The sequence below is a fragment of the Microlunatus sp. YIM B11417 genome, assembly GCF_059617205.1.
In genome coordinates this window covers 827,012-845,769 of record NZ_JCAMPJ010000002.1, presented here as the reverse complement: position 1 = coordinate 845,769, position 18,758 = coordinate 827,012, and the positions used below count along the sequence as shown (strand labels likewise).

General features: G+C 70.1%; 13 protein-coding genes. 8 read left to right on the top strand and 5 right to left on the bottom strand.

Annotated elements, in window-relative coordinates:
• The first annotated feature begins 34 nt into the window (after nucleotides 1-34).
• The 4 genes from AC6CCG_RS14305 (at nucleotide 35) to AC6CCG_RS14290 (ending at nucleotide 3,288) form a co-directional block, all read left to right on the top strand.
• Nucleotides 35-928, top strand: a complete 894-nt coding sequence (locus AC6CCG_RS14305) for a phosphotransferase family protein (protein ID WP_496655216.1) — start codon at nucleotides 35-37, stop codon at nucleotides 926-928.
• 56 nt (nucleotides 929-984) lie between these two features.
• On the top strand, nucleotides 985-1,332 hold the full coding sequence (locus tag AC6CCG_RS14300) for an ArsR/SmtB family transcription factor (protein ID WP_496655215.1): 348 nt from the start codon (nucleotides 985-987) through the stop codon (nucleotides 1,330-1,332).
• The gene (locus AC6CCG_RS14295; RefSeq protein ID WP_496655214.1) at nucleotides 1,329-2,276 is read left to right on the top strand and encodes an SRPBCC family protein; all 948 of its coding nucleotides are present in this window, start codon (nucleotides 1,329-1,331) and stop codon (nucleotides 2,274-2,276) included. Before AC6CCG_RS14300 ends, AC6CCG_RS14295 begins: the two co-directional genes overlap by 4 nt.
• 100 nt (nucleotides 2,277-2,376) lie before the next feature.
• On the top strand, nucleotides 2,377-3,288 hold the full coding sequence (locus tag AC6CCG_RS14290; RefSeq protein ID WP_496655213.1) for an NAD(P)-dependent oxidoreductase: 912 nt from the start codon (nucleotides 2,377-2,379) through the stop codon (nucleotides 3,286-3,288).
• Here the strand turns inward: AC6CCG_RS14290 and AC6CCG_RS14285 are convergent.
• The 3 genes from AC6CCG_RS14285 to rpoB all read right to left on the bottom strand — a co-directional run bounded on the left by AC6CCG_RS14285 (nucleotide 3,285) and on the right by rpoB (nucleotide 11,618).
• A complete protein-coding gene (locus AC6CCG_RS14285; RefSeq protein WP_496655212.1) occupies nucleotides 3,285-4,106 on the bottom strand; it encodes a helix-turn-helix domain-containing protein in 822 nt (273 codons plus the stop codon). The genes AC6CCG_RS14290 and AC6CCG_RS14285 overlap by 4 nt on opposite strands.
• Nucleotides 4,107-4,189: 83 nt before the next feature.
• A complete protein-coding gene (locus AC6CCG_RS14280; RefSeq protein ID WP_496655211.1) occupies nucleotides 4,190-8,047 on the bottom strand; it encodes a DNA-directed RNA polymerase subunit beta' in 3,858 nt (1,285 codons plus the stop codon).
• Nucleotides 8,048-8,135: 88 nt separating this feature from the next.
• Nucleotides 8,136-11,618: a DNA-directed RNA polymerase subunit beta gene (rpoB, locus tag AC6CCG_RS14275; protein ID WP_496655209.1), complete on the bottom strand. Its 3,483-nt coding sequence runs from the start codon at nucleotides 11,616-11,618 to the stop codon at nucleotides 8,136-8,138.
• Nucleotides 11,619-12,039: 421 nt separating this feature from the next.
• Here rpoB and AC6CCG_RS14270 point away from each other — a divergent pair, with 421 nt between their 5' ends.
• The 3 genes from AC6CCG_RS14270 to AC6CCG_RS14260 are packed head-to-tail and all read left to right on the top strand — an operon-like array spanning nucleotide 12,040 to nucleotide 14,798.
• On the top strand, nucleotides 12,040-12,633 hold the full coding sequence (locus AC6CCG_RS14270; protein WP_496655208.1) for a SigE family RNA polymerase sigma factor: 594 nt from the start codon (nucleotides 12,040-12,042) through the stop codon (nucleotides 12,631-12,633).
• Nucleotides 12,630-13,805, top strand: a complete 1,176-nt coding sequence (locus AC6CCG_RS14265; RefSeq protein ID WP_496655207.1) for a hypothetical protein — start codon at nucleotides 12,630-12,632, stop codon at nucleotides 13,803-13,805. The genes AC6CCG_RS14270 and AC6CCG_RS14265 overlap by 4 nt, the downstream gene beginning before the upstream one ends.
• Before the next feature lie 21 nt (nucleotides 13,806-13,826).
• On the top strand, nucleotides 13,827-14,798 hold the full coding sequence (locus AC6CCG_RS14260; RefSeq protein WP_496655206.1) for a hypothetical protein: 972 nt from the start codon (nucleotides 13,827-13,829) through the stop codon (nucleotides 14,796-14,798).
• A 90-nt stretch (nucleotides 14,799-14,888) separates the two neighbouring features.
• On the opposite strand, the gene AC6CCG_RS14255 is transcribed toward AC6CCG_RS14260, so the two are convergent.
• A complete protein-coding gene (locus AC6CCG_RS14255; protein WP_496655205.1) occupies nucleotides 14,889-15,767 on the bottom strand; it encodes an amidohydrolase family protein in 879 nt (292 codons plus the stop codon).
• 141 nt (nucleotides 15,768-15,908) lie between these two features.
• On the opposite strand from AC6CCG_RS14255, the gene AC6CCG_RS14250 reads away from it, so the two are divergent.
• Nucleotides 15,909-16,616 (top strand): FadR/GntR family transcriptional regulator, encoded by a 708-nt coding sequence (locus tag AC6CCG_RS14250; protein WP_496655204.1) that lies wholly within the window; start codon nucleotides 15,909-15,911, stop codon nucleotides 16,614-16,616.
• Between the two features lie 3 nt (nucleotides 16,617-16,619).
• Here AC6CCG_RS14250 and AC6CCG_RS14245 read toward each other — a convergent pair whose 3' ends face one another.
• Nucleotides 16,620-18,743 carry a sialate O-acetylesterase gene (locus AC6CCG_RS14245; protein ID WP_496655203.1) on the bottom strand — a complete coding sequence of 708 codons (2,124 nt, stop codon included), beginning with the start codon at nucleotides 18,741-18,743 and terminating at the stop codon, nucleotides 16,620-16,622.
• Nucleotides 18,744-18,758: the final 15 nt, after the last annotated feature.

The following is an 18,758-nucleotide window of genomic DNA, read 5'->3' as shown; positions in this document are numbered from 1 at the left end:
CGGTCAGGCGGACTCCGTGGCCCTTCCTCGACCGGTGACCGACCAGCCGCACTACGGGCAACACCTCGGCGACGTGGACTACTGGGGCGCCTATGTCCGTGCGGCCCTGGAGCGGTCCGGGCTGCCGACCGACCGGATCGAGGCACCGTTCGTCGGGACGTTCCCGACCTTCCTGGCCGGCGACGTGGTGGTGAAGCTGTTCGGGGAGACGTTCGACGGCGCCGACTGCTTCGCCGCCGAGCTGGCCATGGCCGAGTTGCTGGCCGCCGAGCCGGGCATCCCGGCCCCGGGCCTGGTCGCGTCGGGCCGCCTGAACGACGATCATGATCACTGGCCGTGGCCGTGGCCGTACCTGATCATGGAACGGCTGACCTCGGTGCCGATCCGAGAGGCCCGGACCGCCCCGTCGGTTCCGGCCGTGGCGGCCGAACTCGGTACGGCGATCGGCCGGCTGCACCGGCTGCCGGTGCCGGACGTGATCGCCGCCCGCGATCCCCTGCCGGGCTGGCGAGCCGCCGCACCGGAGCGACTCCGCGGGTTCGGGCCGCCGGATCGCCTGGCCGAGCAGGTGCCGGACTTCCTCGCCGATGCCTCGGCGGAACGGGTCCTGGTGCATGCGGACCTCACCGCCGATCACGTCTTCCTCGATGATCATGGTCTGGCCGGGATCATCGACTGGGCCGACGCGATCCCGGCGGACCCGTACTGCGAGCTCGTCGCGACCCGCTTCGACGCCCTCGACGGCGACGCCGGACTGTTCTCGATCATGCTCGACGGCGCCGGCTGGACCCGCTCCGACGACTTCCCGCGCCGCGCCCTGCAGGGTGTCCTGGAGTTCCAGTTCAACGCCGTCACCGCGATCGACGAACTCGTCGGGTTGCACCAGTTCGCGACACTCGACGAGCTGGCCGAGGCCCTGTTCGGCTGAGCCAGCCTCGAGCTTCCCAGCCCGCGCGTATATGCCAAATGGGCTATATTGCCCGTATGGCATCTACCTTCGAGGTGCTGGCCGAGCCCCGGCGGCGGCAGATCCTCGATCTGCTGCGCGAGTCGGAGCGTCCGGTCGGCGAGCTGGTGCGCCGGCTCGAGCTGAGCCAGCCGACCGTGTCGAAGCACCTGACCGTGCTGCGCCGGGCCGGCCTGGTCACGGTGCGGCGGGACGCCCAGCGTCGCTTCTATCGGCTGGAGCCGCAGCCGTTGGCCGAGCTCGACTCCTGGCTCGCTCCGTACCGAGCCCTGTGGGAGGGCGCCCTGGACCGGCTCGGCGACCGCCTCGACGCCCTGGCCGGTGCCGACCACGACGACCCCGACCGGAAGGAAACCGATCGATGACCGACGGGACGCTGACCGACCGCGGCGGCACCGCCGTGCTCGTCCTGGAACGCCGCTACCCGCATCCGCCGGAGCTGGTCTGGCGCGCCGTGACCGAGCCGGCGGAACTCGCCCACTGGTTCCCCGCCGAGGTCGAGCTGCGGCTGGAGCCCGGAGCGCCGATCAGGTTCCGGATGGCCGGCGAGGGCGAGGACGACCCGCACACGACCGGCCAGGTGCTGGAGGTGGACCCGCCGCGCCGGTTCGCGTTCAGCTGGGACACGGACGTGCTGCGGATCGAGCTGACCCCGGACGGTCCGGGCACCCGGCTGACGTTCACCCACGAGCTGGGCGGCGGGGCGATCGCCAGGCTGGGCGCGGCGCGCAACGCGGCCGGCTGGGACGCCTGCCTGGCCGCCCTGGAGACGCGCCTCGACGGACGGGAACCGCCGGTCGAGACCAGCCCGCTGCCCCGGATGGAGCACTATCTGAGGCGGTTCGGTCTGGATCGCGGCGAGGTCGAGGACACCGCCGACGGTTACCGGGTCCGGTTCGTCCGCGACCTGGTCTGGCGATCCGCCGACACCGTCTGGGACCTGCTCACCGGCGGCGACTCTCCTGAGGTGGGCGGCCAGGCGCCGCTGCCCGCCACCCACGGGTACGTGGAGCCGGGCCCGGTCATCCGGTCGGCGCCGCCGCATGCCCTCGGCTACACCTGGCTGCACCGGGGCGAGCCGGCCGGCACGGTCGAGTTCATGATCGTCGCCGACCCAGCGGCCGGCACCCGGGTCGAGCTCGTCCAGACGATCCCGGATCGGCTCGCCGATCTCCGGCCGACCGTGCTCGCCGCGTGGCACACGCACCTGGAGTTGTTCTACGCCGCCTTGTTCGGCGACGTCCGGTGCCCCTGGCCCGCCGACCGTACCGAGGAACTGGAGCGGGAGTACGCCGCCGACCTGGCCTGACCGCTCGGCGGCCGCCGCGTCCGGGTTCGTACCGACCGAGGAGTCCGTGCCGCACAGCCGTTCAAGACCGGCGTCGGTGCCGGTGCCTACCGTCGCCGGCATGGACGACAACGAACCGATCGGCTTCATCGGCCTCGGGATCATGGGACGACCGATGGCCCTCAACCTGCTCCGCGCGGGTCACCCGCTGGTGGTCTGGAACCGATCACCGGAGCCCGCGGCGGAGTTGGCAGCAGGCGGGGCGGTGGTCGCCTCGGACGTCGCCGAGGTGTTCTCCCGCTGCCGGACGATCATCCTGATGCTCGCCGATGAGCCGGCCGTCGACGCCGTGCTGCGGCGCGGCACGCCCGAGTTCGCGTCACTGGTCCGGGACCGCGTCGTGGTCCAGATGGGTACGTTCTCGCCCGGCTTCTCGAGCGCGCTGGCCGCCGACGTGACCGCGGCCAGCGGACACTACGTCGAGGCGCCGGTCTCCGGCTCCCGCGGTCCCGCGACCGACGGCACGCTGGTGGCGATGCTCGCGGGCGAGCCGGTCACGGTGGCCGAGGTGGCGCCGGTGATCGACGCGCTGTGCGCCCAGCGCTTCGACTGCGGCGCCGTACCGGGAGCGCTGATCATGAAGCTGGCCGTGAACATCTTCTTGATCACGATGGTCACCGGACTGGCCGAGGCCTTTCACTTCGCCCGCCGCAACAACCTCGACCCGGGCCTGCTCCGCGACATCCTGGATGCCGGGCCGATGGCGTCGGTGGTGTCCCGCGGCAAGGCGGCCCAGCTGGTCGACGACACGTTCCCGGCCCAGGCCGCGATCGCTGACGTCCTGAAGAACTGCGATCTCGTCCACGACGCCGCCGTGGCCGTGGGCGCGGCCGACCCCCTGCTGAAGGACTGCCGGGTGCTGTTCCGGGAGGCCGTCTCGCTCGGCGTTGCGGACCAGGACATGGCCGCGGTGATCAAGGCGATCGCGGCCCGCGACGAAGGCGGGCCGGGTCACCCCAGCGATCGCCGCTAGGTGCCGTCCGCCGCTACGCCGGTACGCCAGCGACCCGGCGTGATGCCCTGCACCGAACGGAAGGCGCGGGTGAGGTGCGCCTGGTCGCTGAACCCGGCCTGGGCGGCGACGCCGGCCAGCTCGACGCCGGCCAAGATCAACTGTTGCGCCCGGCGAACCCGGCTGGCCAGCCGGAACCGGCTGGGGCTCACCCCGACGGCGGCCCGGAACTGGCGGGCCAGCGACCAGCGGCTCAGGCCGGAGAGCGACTCCAGCTCCGGGCCGGTGTGCGATCGTTCCGGTTCCTCCCGCAGCATTGCCGCGACCCGGCCGACGGCCGACCGATCGGGACGGGTCTCGGGCGGCGGCCGCCGCCCGTCGGAGAGCTCGGTCAGCCACTGGGCCAGGTCGGCGATCAACTCGATCTCGCGCAGTTCCTCGAGCGGCTCGTCGAGGCCTTCCAGAAGTTCCGCCGCCGACGCCGGCACCCGGTCCGGCCGCACCAGCGGCTCGGTCACGTACGGCAGTCTGCCGGTCGGACCGGCCGCCAGCGCGGCGGCAGGGTCGAGGTAGAAGATCCGGTAGCCGAGACCCGTACCGTCGCCGGGCATGCCGTCGTGTACCTCGTCGGGATGCAGCACGTGCCACTCGCCCGGTGTCCCGGCCCAGTGCGTACCGCGGTAGAAGAAGCGCTGCACGCCGGCCCGGGTCACCCCGATGGCATAGCTCTCGTGCCGGTGCCGCGAGTAGGCCACCGAGTTCAGCGACACCGCCCATCGCTGCACGGCTCGGCCGCCCGCGCCGGCCCGGAACCGAAACCCCGACTCCGTACCGTCCACCCGCTCATCTTCGCCCCACCGCCCGCGGAAAAGAGAAACGCCCCTCCCGGACGAATCCGGAAGGGGCGTTCCTGATCGACAGATCAGCGGTAGTCGCTGCCCAGGTCGTAGTCCTCGAGCGGGACCGCGGCACCGGAACCGGAGCCGAAGTCGTAGTCGAAGGGGTCGTACCCGACCATCGAGTACGCCTGCGCCTTCGCCTCCTCGGTCGGCTCGACCCGGATGTTGCGGTACCGGTCCAGGCCGGTGCCGGCCGGGATCAGCTTGCCCAGGATCACGTTCTCCTTCAGGCCGACCAGCGAGTCCGACTTGCCGTGGATCGCCGCGTCGGTGAGGACCTTGGTGGTCTCCTGGAAGGACGCCGCCGACAGCCACGAATCGGTGGCCAGCGACGCCTTGGTGATGCCCATCAGGACCGGACGGCCGGAGGCCGGGGTGCCGCCCTCGGCGACGACCTTGCGGTTCTCCGCCTCATACATCAGGCGGTCGACCAGGTCACCGGCGAGCAGGTTGGAGTCGCCCGACTCGATCACCGTCACCCGGCGCAGCATCTGCCGGATGATGACCTCGATGTGCTTGTCGTGGATCGGCGCGCCCTGGGTCCGGTAGACCGACTGGACCTCGTCCACCAGGTGCTCCTGCACCTTGCGGACACCGAGGATCCGGAGCACGTCCTGCGGGTCGGCGGTGCCGGCGGTGAGCTGCTGCCCGACCGTGACCCGCTCCCCGTCCTCGACCAGCAACCGGGCCCGGCGGGTGACCGTGTACTCGGTCGGCTCCGAGCCGTCGTCCGGCGTGACGACGATCTTCTTGGACCGGTCCCCGTCGACGATCTCGACGCGGCCGGCGGCCTCGGCGATCGGCGCCTTGCCCTTCGGGACCCGGGCCTCGAAGAGCTCCTGGACCCGCGGCAGACCCTGCGTGATGTCGTCACCGGCCACACCACCGGTGTGGAAGGTACGCATCGTCAGCTGGGTGCCGGGCTCGCCGATGGACTGGGCCGCGACGATACCCACGGCCTCGCCGACGTCGACCAGCTTGCCGGCGGCCAGCGAGCGGCCGTAGCACATGGCGCAGGTGCCGGTGATCGCCTCACAGGTGAGGACGCTGCGCACCTTGACCGTGGTCACCCCGGCCTCGACCAGCTTGGCGATGTTGACATCGCCCAGGTCGGTGCCCGCGGGCAGCAGCACGTCGCCGTCCGGGCCGGTGACATCGGTCGCCAGCGTCCGGGCGTAGACGGCGGTCTCGGCGTGCTCGTCGACGACCAGCTTGCCGTCGATCTCCTCGGCGATGATCTTGTTCAGGCCGCGCTCGGTGCCGCAATCCTCCTCGCGGATGATCACGTCCTGGCTGACGTCCACCAGACGACGGGTCAGGTAACCCGAGTCGGCGGTCCGTAGCGCGGTGTCGGCCTGGCCCTTACGACCACCGTGAGTGGAGATGAAGTACTCCAGCACGGACAGACCCTCGCGGAAGTTCGCCTTGATCGGCCGCGGGATGATCTCGCCCTTCGGGTTCACCACCAGGCCTCGCATGGCCGCGATCTGGCGCATCTGCACCATGTTTCCGCGGGCACCCGAGTCGACCATCATGAAGATCGGGTTGGTCTTGGTGAAGTTCTTCTCCATCGCCATCCCGACCCGGCTCAGCGCGTCGGTCCAGATCTCGATCAGTTCCTGGCGCCGCTCGTCCTCGGTGATCAGGCCGCGATCGTACTGCTTGTCGATCTTGGCGGCCCGCTCCTCGTACGCGGCCAGGATCTCCGGCTTGTCCGGCGGGGTCTCGACGTCGCCGATGGACACGGTGACCCCGGACCGGGTCGCCCAGTGGAAGCCGAGATCCTTCAGCGCGTCCAGGCAGTTGGCCACCTCGACGTTCGGGTAGCGCTCGGCGAGATCGTTGATGATCTGGCCCAGCTGCTTCTTGCCCACCTCGTAGTTGACGTACGGGTAGTCCGCCGGCAGGGCCTCGTTGAACAGGGCCCGGCCGAGGGTGGTCTCGAGCAGGATGGTGCCGTCGGCACGCAGTTCCTCACCGGCCGGCGGGGTGATCCCGGACAGCCGGATCCGGATCGGCGCCTGAACGCTCAGCTCGCCGTGGTCGGCGGCCATCAGGCCCTCGGCGATCGAGGAGATCACCCGGCCGGCGCCCGCCGCCTCGTCGGACTGCATGGTCAGGTAGTACATGCCGATGATCATGTCCTGGGTCGGCATGGTCACCGGGCGGCCGTCGGCCGGCTTCAGGATGTTGTTCGTCGACAGCATCAGGATCCGGGCCTCGGCCTGCGCCTCGGCGCCCAGCGGCAGGTGCACCGCCATCTGGTCGCCGTCGAAGTCGGCGTTGAAGGCCGTACAGACCAGCGGGTGGATCTGGATGGCCTTGCCCTCGATCAGCTGCGGCTCGAACGCCTGGATGCCCAGCCGGTGCAGGGTCGGTGCGCGGTTCAGCAGCACCGGGTGCTCGGCGATGACCTCTTCCAGGACGTCCCAGACGACCGGCCGCTGCCGCTCCACCATCCGCTTCGCGGACTTGATGTTCTGGGCGTGGTTCAGGTCGTCCAGCCGCTTCATCACGAACGGCTTGAACAGCTCCAGCGCCATCGCCTTCGGCAGACCGCACTGGTGCAGCTTGAGCTGCGGGCCGACGACGATCACGGAACGGCCGGAGTAGTCGACGCGCTTACCGAGCAGGTTCTGCCGGAACCGGCCCTGCTTGCCCTTGAGCATGTCGGAGATCGACTTCAGCGGCCGGTTGCCCGGGCCGGTGACCGGACGCCCGCGGCGGCCGTTGTCGAACAGCGAGTCGACGGCCTCCTGCAGCATCCGCTTCTCGTTGTTGACGATGATCTCCGGCGCGCCGAGATCGAGCAGGCGCTTCAGCCGGTTGTTCCGGTTGATCACCCGGCGGTACAGGTCGTTCAGGTCGGAGGTGGCGAACCGGCCACCGTCGAGCTGGACCATCGGCCGCAGCTCCGGCGGGATCACCGGGACGCAGTCGAGCACCATGCCGGCCGGGCTGTTCTTCGTGGTGAGGAACGCCGAGACGACCTTGAGCCGCTTCAGGGCCCGGGTCTTGCGCTGGCCGCGGCCGTTCTGGATGGTGTCGCGCAGGTTGGCGGCCTCGGCCTGCAGGTCGAAGGTCTCCAGCCGCTTCTTGATCGCCTGGGCGCCCATCGAGCCCGAGAAGTACTTGCCGAACCGGGTCTTCATCTCCCGGTAGAGCACCTCGTCACCCTCGAGGTCCTGGACCTTGAGGTTCTTGAACCGGTCCCAGACGGCGTCCAGCCGGTCCAGCTCGCGCTGGGCGCGGTCGCGCAGCTGCTTGACCTCGCGCTCGGCACCCTCGCGGACCTTGCGCTTCGCGTCGGCCTTGGCACCCTCGGCCTCCAGCGCGCCCATGTCCTCTTCGAGCTTGCGCATCCGATTCTCGATGTCGGAGTCGCGGCGGCCCTCGAGCTGCTTGCGCTCGACGTCGATCTTGGCCTCGAGCGAGGACAGATCGCGGTGCCGGCCGTCGACGTCGACCTCGGTGATCATGTACGCGGCGAAGTAGATGACCTTCTCCAGGTCCTTCGGCGCGATGTCGAGCAGGTAGCCCAGCCGGGACGGGACACCCTTGAAGTACCAGATGTGGGTGACCGGAGCGGCCAGTTCGATGTGGCCCATCCGGTCCCGCCGGACGTTGGACCGGGTCACCTCGACGCCACAGCGCTCACAGATGATGCCCTTGAACCGAACCCGCTTGTACTTTCCGCAGTAGCACTCCCAGTCCCGGGTGGGACCGAAGATCTTCTCGCAGAACAGCCCGTCACGCTCCGGCTTGAGCGTGCGGTAGTTGATGGTCTCCGGCTTCTTCACCTCGCCGTGCGACCAGGTGCGAATGTCGTCAGCGGTCGCCAGGCCGATCCGGATCTCATCAAAGAAGTTCACGTCGAGCACGTTGTTTATCTCTTCTCTTCTGTAGCTCGTTTACTTCGCCGTTGGTGCCGACCCGCACCGACCTGCGCCGGTACGGGTCGGACAGGGATCAGACCTCTTCGACTCCGCTGAGGGATTCGCCCGGCCGACGCGAGAGGTCGATGCCGAACTCGTCGCTGGCCCGGTAGTTGTCCTCTTCCGAATCCCTCAGTTCGACCGTGCTGCCGTCGCTGGACAGCACCTCGACGTTCAGGCAGAGCGACTTCATCTCCTTCACCAGAACCTTGAAGGACTCCGGGATGCCCGGCTCGGGGATGTTCTCGCCCTTGACGATCGCCTCGTACACCTTGACCCGGCCCGGCACGTCGTCGGACTTGATGGTCAGCAGCTCCTGCAGAGCCCACGCGGCGCCGTACGCCTCGAGCGCCCACACCTCCATCTCGCCGAACCGCTGGCCACCGAACTGCGCCTTACCGCCGAGCGGCTGCTGGGTGATCATCGAGTACGGACCCGTGGACCGGGCGTGCAGCTTGTCGTCGACCATGTGGGTCAGCTTCAGGATGTACATGTAGCCGACGCCCACCGGAGCCGGGTACGGCTCGCCGGTCCGGCCGTCGAACAGCTGCGCCTTGCCGTCGCCGTTCACGACGCGGACGCCGTCCCGGTTGGGCAGGGTGTGGCTGAGCAGACCGGTGATCTCCTCCTCGGTGGCGCCGTCGAAGACCGGCGTCGCCAGCCGGGAGTTCGGCTCGACCCGCTCCAGGCCGACCTCGCGGAGCCGGTCGGCCCATTCGCCCTCGGCCTCGGAGATGTCCCAGCCGCTCTTGCCGATCCAGCCGAGATGGGTCTCCAGCACCTGGCCGATGTTCATCCGGCTCGGCACGCCGAGCGGGTTGAGCACGATGTCGACCGGGGTGCCGTCCTCCATGAACGGCATGTCCTCGACCGGGAGGATCTTGGAGATGACGCCCTTGTTGCCGTGCCGGCCACAGAGCTTGTCACCGTCGGAGATCTTCCGCTTCTGAGCCACGTACACCCGGACCAGCTGGTTCACGCCGGGCGACAGTTCGTCGTCGTTGTCCCGGTCGAAGACCCGGACGCCGATCACGGTGCCGGACTCGCCGTGCGGGACCCGCATCGAGGTGTCGCGGACCTCGCGCGCCTTCTCGCCGAAGATCGCGCGGAGCAGCCGCTCCTCCGGGGTCAGCTCGGTCTCACCCTTCGGGGTGACCTTGCCGACCAGCACGTCGCCGGCGCCGACCTCGGCACCGATCCGGATGATGCCGCGCTCGTCCAGGTCGGCCAGCTGATCCTCGCTGACGTTCGGGATGTCGCGAGTGATCTCCTCGGCGCCGAGCTTGGTGTCCCGGGCGTCGACCTCGTGCTCCTCGATGTGGATCGAGGTGAGGACGTCGTCCTGGACCAGCCGCTGGCTGAGGATGATCGCATCCTCGTAGTTGTGGCCCTCCCACGGCATAAACGCGACCAGCAGGTTCTTGCCGAGCGCCATCTCGCCCGCGTCGGTGCACGGGCCGTCGGCCAGCGGCGTGCCCTTCTCGACCCGGTCGCCGGCCTTCACCAGCGGCCGCTGGTTGACGCTGCTGCCCTGGTTGGAACGGCGGAACTTCGACAGCCGGTACGTCTTGTACGTGCCGTCGTCGTGCGCGATGTCGATCAGGTCGGCAGTCACCGAGGTGACGGCACCGGCCTGCGCGGCGACGGTCACGTCACCGGCGTCGACGGCGGCCCGGTACTCCATGCCGGTGCCGACCAGCGGCGCCTCGGTACGGATCAGCGGAACCGCCTGCCGCTGCATGTTGGAGCCCATCAGCGCGCGGGACGCGTCGTCGTGCTCGAGGAACGGGATCAGCGCGGTCGCCACCGACACCATCTGGCGCGGCGAGACGTCCATGTAGTCCACCTCGTCGGCGTTGACCTCGTCGGTCTCGCCGTGCCGCTTGCGGACCAGCACCCGGGCCTCGGCGAACTTGCCGTCCTCGGTCAGCTTGGCGTTGGCCTGCGCGACGACGAACCGGTCCTCCTCGTCCGCGGTCAGGTAGTCGATCTGGTCGGTCACCTTGCCGCCGACGATCTTGCGGTACGGGGTCTCGACGAAGCCGAACGAGTTGACCCGGGCGAAGCTCGCCAGGGAGCCGATCAGGCCGATGTTCGGGCCTTCCGGCGTCTCGATCGGGCACATCCGGCCGTAGTGCGAGGTGTGCACGTCGCGGACGTCCATCTGGGCGCGGTCCCGGGAGATACCACCCGGGCCGAGCGCGTTCAGCCGCCGCTTGTGGGTCAGGCCCGCGATCGGGTTGATCTGGTCCATGAACTGGGACAGCTGCGAGGTGCCGAAGAACTCCTTCAGCGCCGCCGTCACCGGCCGGATGTTGATCAAGGTCTGCGGCGTGATCGCCTCGACGTCCTGGGTCGTCATCCGGTCCCGGACCACGCGCTCCATCCGGCCGAGGCCGGTGCGCAGCTGGTTCTGGATCAGCTCGCCGACGGTACGCAGCCGGCGGTTGCCGAAGTGGTCGATGTCGTCGGCCTCGACCACCAGCTCACCGCGCGGGCTGTCCAGGGTCTCCTTGCCCTCGTGCAGCGCGACGACGAAGCGGATCGCGGCGACGATGTCCTCGATCGACAGCACCTGGGCGTCGAACGGCTGCTCCAGGCCCAGCTTCTTGTTGATCTTGTAACGACCGACCTTGGCCAGGTCGTACCGCTTCGGGTTGAAGTAGTAGTTCTCCAGCAGCGCCTGCGCGGCCTCGCGGGTCGGCGGCTCGCCCGGGCGGAGCTTGCGGTAGATGTCGAGCAGCGCCTCGTCCTGGGTGGACGTGTGGTCCTTCTCCAGGGTGAGCCGCATCGACTCGTACTCGCCGAACTCCTCGAGGATCTGGGCGTCGGTCCAGCCCAGTGCCTTGAGCAGCACCGTGACGTTCTGCTTGCGCTTGCGGTCCAGCCGGACGCCGACCATGTCGCGCTTGTCGATCTCGAACTCGAGCCAGGCGCCACGGGACGGGATGATCTTGCAGGTGTAGATGTCCTTGTCCGACGTCTTGTCGGCGGTCGTCTCGAAGTAGACGCCCGGGGACCGGACCAGCTGCGACACCACGACCCGCTCGGTGCCGTTGATGATGAAGGTGCCCTTGTCGGTCATCAGCGGGAAGTCGCCGATGAAGACGGTCTGGCTCTTGATCTCGCCGGTCTCGTTGTTCATGAACTCCGCGGTCACGAACAGCGGAGCCGCGTACGTCACGTCGCGGTCCTTGCACTCGTCCACCGTGTTCTTCGGCGGTTCGAAGCGATGGTCCCGGAACGACAGCGACATCGTCTGGGAGAAGTCCTCGATCGGGGAGATCTCCTCGAAGATCTCCTCCAGCCCCGATTTGGTGTTGACGTCGGTGCGTCCCTCGTCCAGCGCTTCCTCGACGCGCGACTGCCAGGCGTCGTTGCCGATCAGCCAGTCGAAGGACTCGATCTGCACGTCAAGCAGATCGGGGACCTCCATGGGCTCGGCGATCTTGGCGAAGGAAATGCGACCGGTGTTGGAGACAACGTGGTTCTTCTGGGCAGTGCGCGAGGCGGCCAAGAGATGGGTCCTTCCGAAAGACTCGCGGGTGCGGTGCTGAGTGAGTCGAGGTGCTATTCAGTTGAGGTCGTACAGGTTCAGGTCAGGTCTCCGCGCACGCCGAACGGCCCGTGTCAAGTTCAACGGGTCGTCGAGTATGCGGAGGGCAAGGAACCAGCATAACCACTGGAACGGCGTTTGTAAACACCTGCGGGCAGCACTGAGTAGCGCTGTCAAATCGACCGCGTTCCGCAAGCATACCTCTGTTCAGTGCTCGCAGCGGCAGAACCGCCGCCGGTACTTGAAATCATCCGACGAAGCGGGCGGCCCGGCGCGGTTCCGGAATCGGGTGCAACGAACTGACAGGCTGTCGCGTGGATACGCCATGCAGCCAATCGGCACGCAGGCATTCGGCGACGGGACCAGGACGGAGGTGCCGACGGTGGTTCGACGCCCGCGACCCGCGGAAGCCGACCCGGCGCCGGACTTCTCCGAGTGGGTGGCGGCCAGCGGTCCGTCCCTGCTCGGCTTCGCCCACATGGTGACCGGCAGCGGTCACGACGCCGCGGACGCGGTCCAGGACGCCCTGGTCGCGGTCTGCCCGCGCTGGAATCGGCTCCGCGAGCCGACTCCGGGCGGCCGGACGATCGGTGCGGACGCGTACGCGCGGCGGGTGATCGTCAACCGGACGGTGTCGTGGTGGCGCAAGTTCACCCGCCGGGAGTACCTGATCGACGCCGCGGAACTGCCGCCGGTGGAGCCGCCGGACCGGGCCGCGGGCGACCCCTCCGGGCCGGTCAGCGACGCCGTCGTGGCCCGGCAACTGCTCGGCACGCTGCCGACCAGACAGCGGGCCGCAGTGGTGCTCCGTTACTACGACGACCTGCCGTTCGCCGAGATCGCCGAGATCCTGCACTGCACCGAGAGCACCGCGAGGTCGTACGTGCACCGCGCCCTGGCCGCCCTGCGCGGCCGGCTCGGCGAGCTGCCCGAACCGCCGCATCCCGTATCCCCCTCGGACGAGGTGACCCGATGAACGACTCCCCCCAGCACGACCCGAACACCCCCGACGACGCCGGCTCCGAGAATGCCCGTGCCGCGGCAGCCTTCCGCGAAGCGATGTCGGACCTGCGGACGCCCGGCGAGCTCGACTCCGACGCGGCCCGCCGCCGGGCCGGTGCCCGCCGCAACGCCCGGCTCGCCCTCGGCGGGCTGGTGCTGGTCCTGATCGTGGCCGTCGGCGCGGTCGTGCTGCCGAACCTGTTCGGGACCGGGCCCGGGATCGAGCCGGCCGGTCAGCCGACCATCGCCAAGGTCCCGGAGAAGCTGCCCGGCGATCCGGCGCCGAGCGGCTGGCGGACCGAGCAGTTCCGGGAACTGGTGTTCCAGGTGCCGGCCGACTGGGGTTATGCCTATGCGCCCGGGTCGGCGTGGTGTGCCGGATCGGACGGGAAGGCGCCGCGGCCCGAGCACCGCAAGCCGTACGTGTCGCTCGGCGAGCCGGACGCCATCCCGGCGATCGCGTGCCAGCAGATGCCGGACACCCTGATCACCGAGCATGTGGAGGCGATCCAGCCGGCCGACAAGCGGGCCGACGGGCGGTTCGAGCTCGCCCGGGGCTTCTGGGAGGTCACCAAGACCGTCGGCGCGGTGAAGCTGCGGGTGGTCAGCCAGGACTCCGCACTGGCCCAGCGGATCGCCGACACCGCACGCGAAGCCGGCGACGACGACCTCTGCCGGCCGGACCACCCGATCACCGAGAACCTCGAGGCGCGGCCGGCGGAGGCCTCCGACGTCACGAAGTACGGCGCGGTGGACCGGATCGCCGTCTGCCAGTACGACACCGGGGAGGGCCGGTCCGGCCTCCGCGCCGCGGCCGTGCTGACCGGCGACCAGGCGCAGCAGCTGATCGACGGGATCGCGAAGGCGCCCGCCAACGACGACGCCACCTGCGACCCGCCGCCGTATCCGGAGGGCGGGCTGGACGTGGCCGCCGTGCTCCGAGTGCAGAGCTCGACCGGCCTGCACGAGATCGTGCTGCGCCAGCAGGGCTGCCCGAACGGCGGCGACACCGTGCTCGGCGGCTTCGACGACGGCACCACCCTGCACGCCGCCACGAAGGCCACCTGCCAGGCCGTGTTCGTACCGCCGGTGTCGATCCAGGCCGCCAGCGGCTCCGTCTACGAGCGCTGCGTCCGCGGACGCTGATCCCCATGGCAGGCTTCGGTCATGAACGGCTCGAAGCTGCGCCGGGACCGGCTGATCCTGGCCGGCGGGCTGGTGTTGATCTTGGTCGTGGCGGCCGTGGGACTCGGCTTGCAACGTCCTGCCCCGGCTTCGGCCGGCTGGCGGATCGAGCAGTATCGCGATGTCGTGTTCCAGGTGCCGGCCGACTGGGGCTATTCCGGCGAGCCGGGACCGGACTGGTGCGGCCGTAAGTGGCCGGATCCCGTTCACCGACGGCCGTATGTGATGCTCGGCGGCGAGACGCTCCGACTTTCGATCCCCTGCCCCGCGATCCCCGATGCCCTGATTTTGGAGCACGTCGTCATCTCCTCGGCGGATCCGGCTTCCTGGCCGGAACCCGATCCCCGGTCGGACGGGCTCTATCGGGTCCAGGCCGGGTTCTGGGAGGCGATCCGGACCGTCGAGTCGCTACGGCTGCGCGCGGTCAGCCAGGACGTCCGACTGGCGGAGCGGATCGTCGGTTCCGCGGTCCGGGCCGACGACACCGCTCCCTGCGACCCCGACCACCCGGTGGTCGCCGACCTGGACTACCGCCCGGAACCGGCCGACGAGCTCGGGACAGCTGACCGGATCATCCTCTGTCAATACGAGCCCGACGGCGGCAGCGGCTGGGGCGGGGTCCGGGCGGCCGGAGCGCTCAGCGGCGCCGACGCCACGAAGCTGATCGCAGGGATCACCGCTGCTCCGGCCTGGGACGGTCCGGCCTGTCCGGCCGGCGAGGAACGGGCCGGTCCCGACGTCACCGTCGTCCTCAAGGTGCACACCGCAACCGGACTCCAGGAGCTGATCATGCGGCTGGGCAGCTGCGAGAACATCGGGCCGGTGGTGACCGGCGGGTTCGACGACGGGCGGACGGTTCGGACGGCGACCGCCGAGACCTGCCGCGCCGTGCTGACCCTGCCGTTGCGCCTCGGCTTCGGCGGCCAATCGGTCTTCGACCGCTGTCGGACCTAGCGTCACTTGTCGCGAAAACTCCTCAACTCGGACGCTGGAGGCCGTATGACGCTCCAGCGCTCGAGTTGAGGAGTTCTGACGACACCGGTCCTAGGTGAGAGCGTCGAGGCGGTCGGAGTCGATCCGGTAGACCTCGATGGCGGTGCCGGCCAGGACCCGGGCACGGTCGGCCGGGGACAGGGCGTCGATCAGCGGGCGGAGGCCCTGCCAGGTGCGCTGGTAGCCGCCGGCGGTGATCGAGACCGGCCAGTCGCCGCCGTACATCAGCCGGGCCGGGCCGAACGCCGCCAGGGCCTGGTCGACGAATGGGCGGAGCGAGGCGGTCGTCCAGTCCTGCGGATCCCGTACCGAATAGAGACCGGAGAGCTTCGCGAACACGTTCGGATGCTCGGCGGCGCGGTTGATCAACTCCGTCCAGCGGCCGTCGGCGGCGGGGCCGAACGGCCCATGATCATCGATCGGCGGCTTGGACAGGTGGTCGATGATCAACCGCAGGTCGGGGTGCCGTTCGGCCAGGGTGGACACGTGTTCCAGGTGCCGGGGCAGCACCGCGACGACGTCGTACGCCAGTCCGGCACGGGCCAGCAGGCCGAGGCTCTCGATCACCTCGGGCAAGATCAGGAAGTCCGGGTCCTCGCGATCATGGATGAGGTTGCGGATGCCGACGAGCAACGGATCGCCGGCCAGCCGCTCGATCCCGGCCGCGACCCGGTCCGGCTGCTCCAGCGGCAGATAGCCGACCACCGCGACCACCTCGCGATGATCACGAGCCGCCTCGAGCATGGCGTCGGTGTCCTCGGCGTTGTCCGCCGCCTGCACCAGCACGGAACCGTCCACGCCCGCTTCCTTGAGCTCGGCGTTCGCGTCCTCCTGGGTGAACGTCCGGAAGATCGGCCCCGCCTCCGGCCCCAGCCAGTCGTACTGGACGCGGTCCAGGTCCCAGATGTGCTGGTGGGCGTCGATGATCATGGTCACGATCCTAGAGCGGGCCTGGAATCCGGCCGCCCTCGCGGAAACAGCGGTATCAAACGGCGAGATATCCTACAGATCTGATCTCGTAGGCACGGAGCGCTACGCTGCTCGCTCATCGACAAGGACGACGGAGGTGGCATGGCTGAGCAGGAGGGTGCGGGGACCTCGTTTCGCCGGCTGAAGTCGCCGGTGCCGCTGCACCAGACGGTGCAGGAGGAGATCCGGAACTTCATCGTCGCCAACCGGCTCGGGCCGGGCGATCCGATCAAGCCCGAGGCGGAACTGGCCCGGGAGTTCGGGGTCAGCCGGAACTCGGTCCGGGAGGCCGTGAAGGCGCTGGAGTCCACCGGGGTGCTGGAGACGCGGCGCGGCAGCGGGGTCTACGTCCGGGACTTCTCGTTCGCGCCACTCCTTGATCATCTTCCGTACGGGCTGATGCACGGCGGCCGGGCGCTGCGGGAGCTGGTGGCGCTGCGGAAGGCCCTGGAGTCGGCCATGATCGGCGACGCGATGGCGGCGATGAAGCCGGAGACCGAAGCCGCGATGCGGGAGGTGCTGGCCGAGATGAGCCGGCACGCCGAGGCCGGCCGGCCGTTCGCCGACCAGGACCGCGAGTTTCACCGGCTGCTGTTCCGCGACCTGGGCAACGCGATGCTGCTGCAGCTGTTCGACCTGTTCTGGATGGCGTACAACCGCGCGGCGCCGCCGATGCCCGGCCGCGAACCCGCCGAGGTGTGCCAGAACCACGTCGCGATCCTCGACGCCGTCGTCGCCGGAGATCTCCGGCAGGCGCAGGAGGCGGTCCAGCAGCACTACACCGGCATCGAGGACCGCCTCCGCGACTGAGCGTCAGGCGTCGCCGACGCCGATCCGGAAGGTGAGCAGCCCCATCCCGCGGGCGTCCGTCAGCCGTGGGCCGGGGCCGCGGTGGCTGACGTACGCGACGGTCGCGTCGGCCGGCACCGGCCGGTCCAGAGTCAGCACCAGGCCGACCCCGCGACGCCATTCGACCGCCTCGACCACAGCACCCGGGACCCGGAAGTCGGCCGCGGCGCCGTCCTCGACGGTGAGCGGCCCGGCCGGCGAACGCAGCGCCACCACCACCTGATCCGGCCGGTCGTCGACGCGACGGGCCTGGCTCGGGTTCGGCGGCGCCACCGGCGGGCCGTCCGGCCGGTAGAGGGCTGCGAGCAGGACGGCGGCGGTGTGGTCGCCGAGGGTCCGGTAGCCGTCCTCGTACCCGAAATGACAGCCGTCGTGGTTGTTCAGCGCGGTCGTCGACAGCACCCGCAGGTGGTCGATGGTCTCCGGCAGCCGCCGCTGTGCGTCCCGCAGCGCCACCGGGTCGGGCTCGTTGCACGGCGAGTTCCGGACCTGGTCGACGAAGACGGGCAGCTTGGCGCCGTAGTCCGTGCGCCAGTCCGCGACCAGCTCGGTGAAGCCGGCCACGTGCTTCGCGGCGTTGTCCCGGTCCGCCTCGCCCTGGTACCAGAGCATGGCGTCGATCGCGCCCGGACCGGCCAGCCCGGACCGGACCAGCCGCCGGTGCAGCATGCCGTAGTTGGTCGTGCCGTCGGCGGGATCGCTGTCGTTGCGGGCGAAGTAGCCGATCTGCTGACCACCGCGGGCCCCGTTGACGACAGCCAGCGGGATCCCCAGTTCGTCCGACAGCAGGGTGCCCATCCGGACCGCCCACTGGCCGATGGCACCGACCCGCTGGACGTTGTCGCCGGCCGCGTACGTCCAGCGGCCGACGCCGGCCAGCCGGGAGAGGTTGTTGTTCGACGTCCCGAAGGTACGGACCCAGCGGGAGCGGTCCGGGTTCGACGAGTTCGCCGTCGGCAGCCGGCCGGCCTGGGCGTTCGACTGGCCCTGGATGACGATGACGTCCCCGGCGACGACGTCGACCGCCCGGTGGATCCGGCGTCGCTCGCCGTCGGCCGTGACGGCGATCAGCTCGAGGTCGGTCGCGGTGCGGGCGACCGGCAGCGTGACGGTGAACGAGAATCGCGGCTTCGCCGGCGACACGGCGGCCCGCTGCCGGGTCGTCCGGCCATCCCGACGGACCGAGAGTTCCACCGCGGTGACCTCGGGATCGACGGCCGCGCCCTGGATCGGCACCGTCACGCTGGTCGCGGTCCGGCCCGGGCGCGGCACCAGCTGCCGGGATTCCGGTGCGGTGTCCAGCCGGACCAGGCTGGGCCGGGCGAAGAAGGTGAGCCGGCGGGCCGTGAAGTCGGCGGCGTTGGCGGCACCGGTCCAGTCCGAGTTGCCGTCCGGCGCGGCGCCGATGCCCAGGTCGAGCGGCTGGGTCCCGGCGGTGAAGGCGTTGACGGCGAGTACGGGGGTCGCGGTCGGCCCGGAGGCCTCGCGCGGGCCGCGGGCGTCGGCGGCGTCGGCGAACGCGTGCACCTGGAACGAGCCGTAGCCGTTAGCCCGGAGCAGGGCGTCGTCGGCGTCGCGGGCGGTGTCGGAGGCGCCCGGTACCTGTCCGTTGGCCGTCCCGTCGTACTGATTCGGCCACTGCTCGAGCCAGCCCGAACCGCCGGTCAACTCCCGTACCTCCGAAACGTTCGAGGCGACCGTCAGGTCGTCGACGAACTGGTGCCGGGACTGTTCCATCCGGGTGGGCAGCCCGACGTCGGCGGGATCGTCGCCGAGCGCCTCCATTGAGGTCCAGACCCAACGGGTGCCCGCCTCCGTGGTCAGTTCCAGGCAGTAGCCGATCCGGTCGAAGCCGTCGGCGATCGCCTCGGTGTCGTCGAAGGCGTACGGCGGCGTGGTGTCCCGCCAGCCCGCCGAGGTCGGCAGGTCGAGCCCGCGGACCGGGAGATAGCCGGTCGCCTCGGCGTCGCAGGAGGTCGACCAGGCCTCGGCCGGATCGGCGACCGCCACGCCCGGCGGAGCCAGCGCCGTTGCCAGGAGGACGGTGGCACAGCCGGCTGAGAGCAGACCGATCAGAGGTCGTGGCATGGGAACTCCTCGGTG